The 11,161-nt window shown below is 65.7% G+C and carries 6 protein-coding genes; 3 read left to right on the forward strand and 3 right to left on the reverse strand.

Annotation, left to right across the window (positions count from 1 at the left end; genetic code table 11):
- Nucleotides 1-10 precede the first annotated feature (10 nt).
- The gene (locus PVU19_RS13020) at nt 11-2,905 is read right to left on the reverse strand and encodes a DNA translocase FtsK (protein WP_050662472.1); all 2,895 of its coding nucleotides are present in this window, start codon (nt 2,903-2,905) and stop codon (nt 11-13) included.
- 18 nt (nt 2,906-2,923) lie between these two features.
- A complete protein-coding gene (locus tag PVU19_RS13025; protein WP_050662471.1) occupies nt 2,924-4,102 on the reverse strand; it encodes an aminotransferase class I/II-fold pyridoxal phosphate-dependent enzyme in 1,179 nt (392 codons plus the stop codon).
- A gap of 245 nt (nt 4,103-4,347) precedes the next feature.
- On the opposite strand from PVU19_RS13025, the gene PVU19_RS13030 reads away from it, so the two are divergent.
- Complete coding sequence (locus tag PVU19_RS13030) at nt 4,348-7,221, forward strand: calcium-binding protein (RefSeq protein WP_050662470.1); 2,874 nt, start codon at nt 4,348-4,350, stop codon at nt 7,219-7,221.
- A 176-nt stretch (nt 7,222-7,397) separates the two neighbouring features.
- Here the strand turns inward: PVU19_RS13030 and epsE are convergent, their stop codons facing one another.
- Nucleotides 7,398-8,612 (reverse strand): exopolysaccharide biosynthesis GT4 family glycosyltransferase EpsE, encoded by a 1,215-nt coding sequence (gene epsE / locus PVU19_RS13035; RefSeq protein WP_050662469.1) that lies wholly within the window; start codon nt 8,610-8,612, stop codon nt 7,398-7,400.
- A gap of 92 nt (nt 8,613-8,704) precedes the next feature.
- On the opposite strand from epsE, the gene PVU19_RS13040 reads away from it, so the two are divergent.
- Complete coding sequence (locus PVU19_RS13040; protein ID WP_274789919.1) at nt 8,705-9,550, forward strand: glycosyltransferase family 2 protein; 846 nt, start codon at nt 8,705-8,707, stop codon at nt 9,548-9,550.
- 212 nt (nt 9,551-9,762) lie between these two features.
- Nucleotides 9,763-11,130 (forward strand): oligosaccharide flippase family protein, encoded by a 1,368-nt coding sequence (locus PVU19_RS13045; RefSeq protein WP_050662467.1) that lies wholly within the window; start codon nt 9,763-9,765, stop codon nt 11,128-11,130.
- The last annotated feature ends 31 nt before the right edge of the window (nt 11,131-11,161 follow it).

Here is an 11,161-nt window from a genome sequence, read left to right on the forward strand (position 1 = left end):
GGCCCGGGGGTTACTGCTCCGGCACCAGCACCTCGCGCTTGCCGACGTGGTTGGCGGCGCTCACCACGCCCTCATCCTCCATCTGCTCCACGAGGCGCGCGGCCTTGTTGTAGCCGATCGCCAGCTTGCGCTGAATATAGGAGGTGGAGCATTTGCGGTCCTTGATCACGATCGCGACCGCCTGATCATAGAGCGCGTCCTCGCCATCGGTATTGCCACCCGTCGAGAGGCCCAGAACCGCGTCGATACTGTCGGCCTTGTCCTCGTCGGGGCCTTGCAGGACAGACCCCACATATTCCGGCGGCCCGTAGGCCTTGAGATGGCTCACCACCTCCTCGACTTCCTCGTCGCTCACGAAGGGGCCGTGACAGCGGGTGATCTTGCCGCCGCCCGCCATGTAGAGCATGTCGCCCATGCCCAGAAGCTGCTCGGCGCCCATTTCACCCAGAATGGTGCGGCTGTCGATCTTGGATGTCACCTGAAAGCTGATCCGGGTCGGGAAGTTGGCCTTGATCGTGCCGGTGATCACATCGACCGACGGGCGCTGCGTCGCCATGATCAGGTGAATGCCCGATGCCCGCGCCATCTGTGCAAGACGTTGAATGCAGGCCTCGATCTCCTTGCCCGCGACCATCATCAGGTCAGCCATCTCATCGACGATGACGACGATATAGGGCATCTTCTCGGGTGCGAATTCCTCGGTCTCGAACACCGGCTCGCCGGTGTCGTCGTCAAAGCCGGTCTGCACCGTGCGGCTGAACAGCTCGCCTTTCTTCAGTGCCTCCTCGACGCGGCCGTTATAGCCGTCGATATTGCGCACGCCCATCTTGGACATCTTGCGATAGCGGTCCTCCATCTCGGCCACCACCCATTTGAGCGCGACCACGGCCTTCTTGGGGTCGGTCACAACGGGCGACAGCAGATGCGGGATGCCGTCATAGACGCTCAACTCCAGCATCTTGGGGTCGATCATGATAAGGCGGCACTCATCCGGCGTCAGCTTGTACAAGAGGCTCAGGATCATCGTGTTGATCGCCACAGATTTACCCGAGCCGGTGGTACCCGCGATCAGAAGGTGCGGCATCTTGGCGAGGTTGGCGACCATGGGATCACCGCCGATATCCTTGCCCAGCGCCAGCGGAAGGCGCTGATTGCCGTCGCCATAGGCGCGGCTCGACAGGATTTCGCGAAAGCCCACCATCTCGCGATTGTCATTGGGCAGTTCGATCCCGATCACGCTGCGCCCCGGCACGGTGGACACCCGGGCGGAAAGCGCCGACATCGAGCGCGCGATATCATCGGCCAGCCCGATCACGCGGCTGGCCTTGAGGCCCGGCGCGGGCTCCAGTTCGTACATCGTCACGACGGGGCCGGGGCGCACGCTCACGATCTCGCCCTTGACGCCGTAATCGTCGAGCACGTTTTCCAGCATGCGTGCGTTTTCCTCCAGCGCCTCGTCGCTCAGGTGATGGCGCTCGATGCGCGTCGGATCGGATAGCAGGCTCAGCGGCGGCAATTCGTATTCGGGCAGCGCAGGCTCTTCGAATTGCAGCGCGGGTTGTGCTTCGGCGATGGCGCGGGTCGAGGGCTGCGGTGCCTTGCGGGGCGTGTGCTGCACAACCTTGCGCGGTTCCGGCACAGGGATGCGCGGGGCGGCCTGCGGCTGCGGCGCGGACTCGGCCAGATAGGCCGCCATCTCATCGTCCATCTCGGACTCGGGGGCATAGAGGTCATCGCGTTCGATCACCGGATCCTGCTCCACGGGCGCAGGCGCCACGGTCTCGGCGTGACGCGCGGTCAGCGGCGGCTCGGGCGGCAAGCCCTCGCGCGGCGCGGTGTTGAGGATCAGCGGATCGGGGCCACGACCCCGGCCCTTGGTCAGCGGGGCGACCGAGGCCGCCTGCACCGCCGGGTTCTGCCGCACACGGGCGCGGATCACGTCAGAGATGCGTGCCTTGATCCGGTCATCGGCGGGCTGCTCCGCCTCGCCATGATAGCTTTCGGATTCAACGAGTTCCGGCTCCGGCATCGGATCGGGACGGCGCATCAGCATCGGCATGCGCGCCAGCAACCCGCCGGGCTTTTCCGCCGCCGCCATTTGCGGGGCGGCACCCAGAACCGGCTCCGCGCGGCGCACCCGCGGGGCCTCCGCGACCGGCGCGTCCTCCTCATAGACCACCGCCTCTGCGCGGCGCGCGCGGCGCTCGGCAATACGGGCCTGCACCGCCTGCCCGGCCTGCGCCATGCCCCCGGCCCCATGGCCCAATAGACGCATCAGCCCAGAATAGCTCACGATCACGCCGACCAGAAGAAAGCGTGCGATCCGCCCCAGTTCAAACCGCGTGAAGCCAAGAACAAAGGCCCCGAAGACCAGCACGCAGAGGCCCATGACAACCGACATCAACTTCAACCCGAGGCTCGCCGCCACCGGCAGCACACCAAGGAACGTGCCAAGGATCGTGTCGCCAAAAAGCCCGCCGAGACCAAAACTATGCGTTGCGGCCCAGGCCTCGCCGGGGGCCAGCGTCGCGGCATAAAGCGACAGCACCGCCAGCCAGATCGGCGCGAAAATCAGCCGTCCGGTCGCGCGGTCCTCGCCCAGATGCAGGGCGAACCGCACGCCCCATGCGCCCAGCACGATCGCAAGACCCCAGGCCCCCCAACCGATGATCATGAAGAGCGGCGAGGCGATGGCCGCGCCGACGCGCCCCATCCAGTTCTGCACCGGTTCATCCGTCGCACTCACCCAGCTGGGATCGTCGGGGCTGTAAGAGGCAACCATCGCCGCCGTCATCAGCGCGATGACCACCAGCACGAGGCCCAGCAATTCCTTGCCGCGCTTTTCGATCGCCTCGGCCGTCGTGCTATCCAGCAATGGGTCGCGTCCACGTGTCTGATATGCCATCTCGTCCCTCGTCCTCGATCATCCGTAAAGACAGTCGCGCAGGCGGGTCAGCCCGTGCGCCATCTCGTCCTTCGGGGCCACCATCGCGGCCCGAATATACCCTTTGCCGGGGTTCTCGCCCCCGGCCTCCTGCCCAAGATAGGCCCCGGGCAGCACCCGAACGCCGGTCTCCTGCCAGAGCTGCAGCGTCGCCGCCTCACCATCCGCGACCGGCAACCACAGGAAAAACCCCGCCTCGGGGCTGTGATAGCCGGGCAGATTACCGAGAATCTCATCCGCGATCTCGTATTTTTCACCGTAGAGACGGCGATTTTCGATCACATGGTCCTCATCGGCCCAGACCGCCGCCGCCGCGTGCTGCAGCGGCATCGGCAGCGGGCTGCCTGCATAATTGCGCAACTGCTTCATCGCCTTGATGCTCTCGGGGCCCGCAGCGACAAAGCCCGAGCGCAACCCCGGCAGGTTCGACCGCTTCGACAGGCTGTGAAAGGCGACGATCCGCTCGGGGTCGGCACCCAGTTCCTGCGCCACCTGCAACACACCCACGGGCGGGGTGTCGCGGTAGATCTCGGAATAGCACTCATCGGCAAAAATGCGGAAATCGTGTTTTTCGGCCAGCCGGATCAGGCGCGCCCAATAGTCTCGCGTCGCGACTGCGCCCTGCGGGTTCGAGGGCGAGCACAGATAGACCACGCCCACCCGGTCCAGAACGTCGGGCGCCACCGCGTCGAAATCCGGCAGATGCCCGGTGGCCTGTGTCGCGTTGAGGAACATCGGCTCCGCCGCCACGCTGAGGGCTGCCACCATGTAGACCTGATAAAACGGGTTCGGCACCAGAACGATGGGTTTGCCGCCGCGCTTTGTCTCGGGGCAAAGCGCCATCATCGCATTGTAAAGCCCCTCGCGCGTGCCGTTGAGCGCCATCACCCGGGTCGCGGGATCAAGCGTCACGCCATAGCGCCGCGCGACCCAATCGGTGATCGCCTCCAGCAGCGCGGGCATGCCTTCATTGACCGGATAATTGCCAAAACCATCGGCATTTTGCGCAATGATATCAACGATCCAGCGCGGAAACTCGTGCTTGGGCTCGCCGATCGTCATATGCACGACCTCGCCGCCCGGTTGATGGGCGTCAAGCAGGCTCCGCAGGCGCGGAAACGCATAGGCCGGAAGGTTCGAAAACCGCTCGGGAAACATCTGATACTGCCTCAAGGTTCGGGATCATTCACGCCCCGTTTGATGCGAATCTACCCAAGCACTTGCGTCAGGTCCAGCAAAACCAAGGGCTTGACAGGGCGAATGTGGCATTTTTGGCAAGTCCCCCCTGCCCAGACCCACAAAAACGGCCGGCCACGGCACGTTCCCCGGCACCTTCTCATAGCCATGCAAAGGCCAGCCCCCTATATTCACGGGGCAATGAGGCCGCGAGGGGAGACAGAGCCATGTGGGAACGGATCGGGTTGGTTTGGCTGGTCTTTGTCTCGGCGTTTGCCGCCGCCCCTGCACTCGCGGACCGCGACAGCGCGCGGGTGCATGTCTTTGGCAACAGCCTGATCAACCACCTCAGCGAGGCGGATGGCGATACCACCACCGTGCCCTATTGGCTCGGCCAACTGACCCGGGCCTCTGGACGTGACTTCGCGCTCTCCGGGCAATGGGGCTTTCTGCGCGATTTCGTGCGCGACGGGGCCGCTCCAAACTGGTCCTTCAAGGGCGTGTCCTCGCCGCGCGGGCGCATCGACACGGTGATGATCAACCCCGCCAATTTCATCCAGTATCAGCCCCCCGATGCCCCCTATGAGGGCGACAATCCCGATGGCAGCAGCCCGCTTTCCGCCACGCTCGCGATCATCGACCGCGCCCAAGAGAAATGGCCCGGCGCGCGCATCGTGATCTACGAGGGCTGGCCCGACATGGGCGGCTATGGCCGCAGCTTCCCCCCGTCTGACCGCAACCTGCGCCGCTGGCACGGCTACGCGCTGAGCGATTATCACGACTGGTACCGCACCTATGTCGCGCAGGTGCAGGATGCCCGCCCCGACACCGATATCACCCTCGCACCCGTCTCCTCGGTGCTGTCGGGGCTGCAAACCGGCCTGTTGGAGGAGATCCCCGTCGAGGCGCTCTATTCCGACAGCGCGCCGCATGGCACGCCGACGCAATATTTCCTCGCGGCGCTCGTGACTTACACCGCCCTCTTCGAGGCCCCCGCCCCGGCGGATTTCGCGGTGCCAGACGGCATCCATCCGGGCGTGCATGACCGGTATGACCGCCTCACCGACGAGATCGCCCAGGCCCTCGGGCTGCGGGATGACCGTGCAGCAACCCCGACCGCGCAGGCAACGCAAGAGGCGCGCGCAGGCATCGGTATCGCCAATCCAAGCCTTGCCATGGGCCTCAACGGCATCGCCGACTGGTCGAGCCAGCATCCTTTCATCAACGTGATGAAAACCGCACGGCCCTGGATCGGGCACAGCGCCGATGAGTGGGGGGCGTTCTCGACCGAGGCGCTGCGCGCGGGCGGCTATCTGAGCGAGACCGGCTATCCGGTGGCGCTCCCCGATGGCGCGAAATCGCTGGAATCGTTCTTCCTCACCGATCAGCCCGCAGGGGCCACGCACCTGAACGGCCGCTACCTCCTGCGCTATGAGGGCGAGGGGGTGATCCGCGTCACGGGACGCGCGGACAATGTGCGCTATAATTACGACACCCGTGAAATCCGCTTCGACTTTAAGTCGGGCGACGGCCCAGCAGTCCTGCGCCTGCTCGAGACAGCCCGCGACAACCCGATCCGCGATATCACGATCATCCGCGAAGACCAGGTCGCGCTGCACGAGGTGGGCGCGCTGTTCAATCCGCTCTGGATCGAGAAAATCGCCGATCTGCGGATGGTGCGCTTCATGGACTGGCAATTCGCCAACGGCTCCACCCAGACCACCTGGAAGGGCCGCCCGGTGCCCGACGATGCCACCTATGTCTGGCGTGGCGCGCCGGTCGAGGTGATGGTCGCCCTCGCCAATAGGATCGGGGCCGACCCTTGGGTCAACATGCCCCATGCCGCAGATGACGCCTATATGCGCGCCTTTGCCGAGTATATGCGGGATCATCTCGATCCGGGCCTCAAGGCGCATGTGGAATATTCCAACGAAGTCTGGAATTTCATCTTTCCGCAGGCCGTCTGGGTGCGCGAGGCCGCCGAGGCACTTTGGGGCGATGCGGCGGGCGATGATGCATGGATGCAATATGCCGGGCTGCGCGCGGCACAGATGGCGAGGATCTGGCGCGAGGTCTACGAGGGACAGCACGACCGCCTGTCGGTTGTCGTGTCCACCCATACCGGCTGGCCCGGTCTGGAAGAGCCGATGCTGCAGGCCCCGCTCGCACTGGACAACGGTCAACTGTCCACGCCCCCGGTCGAGCAGTTCGACGGCTATGCGGTCACCGGCTATTTCGGCTTTGATCTGGGCAGTGAGGACATGGCCGATACCCTGCTGGGCTGGATCGCTGCAAGCCGGGCGGTCGCACAGGCCAAGGCCGCCGAGACCGGAGCCGATCCCGACACCTACCTCGCGGCGCATGAATTCGACCTCGCCTATGATCTCGCCGCCGAGGCGCTTCGGCAGGGCTCGCTTGGCGAGTTGCTCCGCGACATCTTTCCGTATCACGCCGATCTGGCAGCCCGGCACGACCTGCAACTGATGATGTATGAAGGCGGCACGCATGTGGTCGGCCACGGGGCCACGGTCGAGAATGAGACGCTGACGGGCTTTTTCAACGGGTTCAACTACAGCCCGCAGATGGGGCGCATCTACGAAGAGCTGATCGCCGGTTGGCACGCGGCGGGCGGCACCGCCTTCAACGCGTTCGTCGACGTGGCCACGGCCTCGAAATGGGGCAGTTGGGGGGCGCTGCGCCATCTCAACGACGACACTCCCCGCTGGCGCGTGCTGATGGCCGCCAACGCCACCCCGCCCGACTGGGCCGAGCCGCGCGCGCCGAGGGCGTTCCTGCACGGCATCACGCAACAGGCAGGCGACGAGGGCACGACCCTCACCGGCACGGCCAAGGCCGATATCCTGCTGGGCGGCGCGGGAGACGACGTTCTGATCGGCCAGGGCGGCGCGGATCGCCTGCATGGCGGTCCGGGCCGCGATCTGGCAGTGCTCCCAGGTGCACGCGCCGACTATGACATCGCCCGTAACGGCCCGCGCCTGGTGCTTCAGGGCTCCTCTGGCCCGGTCTATCTCGTCGAGATCGAAACGGTGGAATTCGCCGCGACACCCGGCCAGAAGATTCCCTTGGGCGAGCTGATGTAACTGTGACCCCAAGGGTTTTGCAAAACCCTTGGACGCGGTTTCCAAACCGCGTCGCAAGCTGTTTCAAAACAGCTTGCCGTCCGACAGCGATCCGCGCGCCACGGGGCAAGGGCTTTGCAAAGCCCATGTACGCGTTTTGAAAAACGCGTGACAAGCTGTTTGCAAACAGCTTGCCGTCAGACCGACCCTCGGTGCATGCCTGCGATCAGTGCCTCCGCGCCAAGCGATGCACGGAACCCGGCCACCACATGCGCGCGCCCCGCTTTCGAGAGCCGCGCGCACAGGGCCGGGTCGGCGGCCAGCGCGGCAATAGCATCGGCCAGCGCTTCGGGCGATCGCGGCGGCACCAGCATCCCGGTCTCGCCATGGGTGATCAGTTCGCGCACGCCGCCCGCATCGGTGCCGATGGTGGGCACCTCGCAGGCCATGGCTTCCATATAGGCCACGCCGAGCGGCTCGTGCCAGCTTGCCAGCACGAAGACGTCTGCCGCCAGCAGGTGCCCCCGGACCTGCGGCGCGCTGATCGCCCCCAGGAGGCGCGCATGCCCTTGCAGCCCCAGCGCCTCAAGATGTCGCTGCAACTCCAGGTGATAGCCGCCGCCACCCGCGTCATCCTCGCCCGCAATATCAAGCTGCACCTCGATGCCCCGATCCAGCAGCATCCGCAGCGCCGACAGCAGATCCTGGTGCCCCTTCACCACGTTGAGCCGCCCACAGGCGAAAAGCCGCAGCGGCGCGCCGGGTGCTGGCGGTTCATAGGGCGTCTCGCGCTGAAAATCCTCGGTATCCACCCCCATCGGCTGCACCGCCACGTCGGCGGGCATGTCCGCACCCAGCACCGCCTCGGCCTCGGCCTGCAGCTTGCGGGTGATAATCGTAGCAAACGCCGCATGCCGCCACTTGAACCGCTGACCGGGCCCGTAATCCGACATCGGCCCGTGCAGCGTCAAACTGTAACTCGGCCCTCCCATGCGTCGCGCCAGCGCGCAGATCAGCGCGGCGCGCCCACAGCTATGGGCATGCACATGGGCGACGCCGCGCGCACGGCAGGTGGCGATCAGCGCCCGCGCGGCGGGAAGGCAGATCACCACATCGCGCAGGAACGCGCGTCCCTCGCCCTCGCGCAGAATCTCGCCCCAGGGCGCGCGCAAAGCTCCCGCCAGTGCCGCCGCGAGATCCATCTGCCCCAGATAGGTCGTCCGCGCCATCGCCGCCCGCGACCAGTCATGCGAGATCAACCCCTTGGGCGGCGGCCGCGTGCTCAGGATGTGGGGGGTGATGCCCAACCGCTCCAACTCCGCCAGTTCGCGCCAGAAAAAGATATGCGTCTGCCCCGGAAACTGCGGCACGAGATAGCCAAGCGGCAAGGTCTGGGGGGTGTCCTGGGGCATTTCGGGTTCCGCGCGGGTTGGGTTTTCGGCTAAGGCTTAACACAAGGCCGCGCCCCACCGGTAGGGCGGCCATGTTCCGAACTGGAAACCCTGTGTTGACCGACGCCGAAAACCCGACGCTCAGCGTGATCATCCCCGCTCATAACGAGGCGGGGCTGATCGGGGCCTGCCTGCGCGCGCTTTTTGCCTCGCATCCCGTGCCCGACGGGGCCGAGGCCATCGTGGTGGCCAATGGCTGCACCGATGCGACCGCCACCGAGGCGCGCGCCTGCACAGACGCGGCCACGGCCCGTGGCTGGAGGCTGTCGGTTCTCGAACGTTCCGAAGGTGGCAAGCCCGGCGCGTTGAACGCGGGCGAGGCGGTGGCACACGGGCGGGTGCTGGCCTATCTTGACGCCGATGTCATCGTCTCGCCCGCGCTTTGTGCCGAACTGGTGCAGGCGCTTGACGGCGATGCCGCCCTCTATGCCAGCGGGCGCGTGGTGATCCCGACACCCGAAACGATGTTCAGCCGGACCTATGCGCGGTTTTACCGACAGGTGCCGTTCTTTCACCACGGCGTGCCGGGCTGCGGGCTTTTTGCCATGAACCGCCCGGCGCGCGCGCGGTGGGGCGAGTGGCCCGAGATCATCTCCGACGACACCTTTGCCCGGCTCAATTTCACCCCGTCCGAGCGTGTCGCCGTGCCCGCCCCCTATGACTGGCCAATCGTCGAGGGATTTGGCGCGCTGGTGCGTGTCCGCCGCAGACAGGATGCGGGCGTGGCCGAGATCGGACGGCTCTACCCGGTGCTCCCGACCAATGACGACCCACGCCCCTCGGGGGCCGGGTGGGTGCTGCGCGCGGGCCTGCGCGCGCCTCTCGGCTTTGTCGCCTACGTCGCCGTCGCCCTTGCCACCCGCCTGCGTCGGGGCAACGGCTGGGCGCGCGGTCGCTGACCCACCGCCATCCTCGGACATGATCCGAGGACCTCCCGGCCAGCAGATCGCCCGGTCAAGCCGGGCGATGACATACTCGAACCCACACCCCGTCATCCTCGGGCCTGACCCGAGGATCTCCCGTTCCCCGGAAAACCACACGATTTCAATGGAAGCGCCATGAAATCGCCGCCATGATGCGACAAGCGTCCACAAACCGCGAAAGAGGATCGATGCGCGCCGCAAGACAGGCTTTTTCAGGCGAGGGGCTTCTGGCCCGGGCGCTGCGCTCTTCTGCGCTGACCGTGGCCGGATTCGGCGGCTCGCAGATCCTGCGGCTGGCCTCCAACCTGATCCTTGCCCGGCTGCTCTTTCCCGAAGCCTTCGGCATCATGGCCATCGTCAACGTGGTCATTCAGGGGCTGATGCAATTCTCCGACGTGGGCGTCAGCCCCGCCATCATGCAGAGCAAGCGCGGCGACGACCCGGCCTTTCTCAACACCGCATGGACCATTCATGTGCTGCGCGGTGTGGCACTGTTTCTCACCGCCTGCGCGCTCGCCTGGCCGCTGGCGTGGTTTTACGACGAACCGCTGCTCCTGCAATTGCTGCCGGTTGCAGGGGTCGCGCTGCTGATCGCGGGGTTCAACCCCACGGCCCTCGACACCGCCAAGCGGCACCTCAGGTGGGGGCGTTTGACCTCGATCGAGTTCGGCGTGCAGATCACCGGCATCGTCGCAGGCGTGGCGCTGGCTTGGTGGCTGCAATCGGTCTGGGCGCTGGTCATCGCCAATGTCATCAGCACCGGCATCGCGCTCGCGCTGCACTGGCTGGCCCTGCCCGGCGCGCACAACCGCTTTGACTGGGAGCGCCCGGCCCTGCGCGAGTTGGTGAATTTCGGACAATGGATCTTTCTCAGCACGATCTGCGGCTTTCTGTTCAATCAGGCCGACAAGCTGATCCTGGGAAAATATCTCAGCTTCGAGATGTTTGGCGTCTACAATATCGGCTTTTTCCTCGCCTCCTTCCCGATGCTTCTGGGCAATATGTTCACCTGGCGGATGCTGATTCCGATCTACCGCGAACTGCCCCCCGGCGAGAGTGCCGCGAATTTCGCCAAGCTGCGGCGCATGCGCTTTGCGGTCACATCGGGCCTCATAACGCTCAGCGCCGGGTTCGCCGTCTGCGGCGTCTGGCTGATCGGGATCATGTATGACGACCGCTACGCGATGGCGGGGGCGGTCGTGGTGGTGATGGCCGCCATGCAAATCCCGCAAATTATCGTGATGACCTATGATCAGGCGTCGCTTGCGGCGGGCGATTCCAAACGCTTTTTCGTGCTGACGCTGGCCAAGGCGGCGGTGATGATCGCCGCCCTGATACTTGGCCTCGAATGGGGCGGATTGCTCGGGGCACTGCTCAGTTACGGGGCGGCGATGGTGGTGGCCTATCCGGTGGTGGTATGGCTGGCACGGCGCATGCAGGCATGGGATCCGCTGCATGACGCGGTCATGGCCGGGCTGGGTTTCGGTGTGGCGGCTCTCGCGTTCTGGCTCAACGGGGTAGCGATCGCGGATCTCGCGGCGCTTTCGGGTTGGTGAGGTGCCGGTCAGGGCGGAAAAGTCGGGTATT

The sequence above is a fragment of the Roseovarius tolerans genome (assembly GCF_028885395.1).
GTDB classification, from domain to species: Bacteria; Pseudomonadota; Alphaproteobacteria; order Rhodobacterales; family Rhodobacteraceae; genus Roseovarius; species Roseovarius tolerans.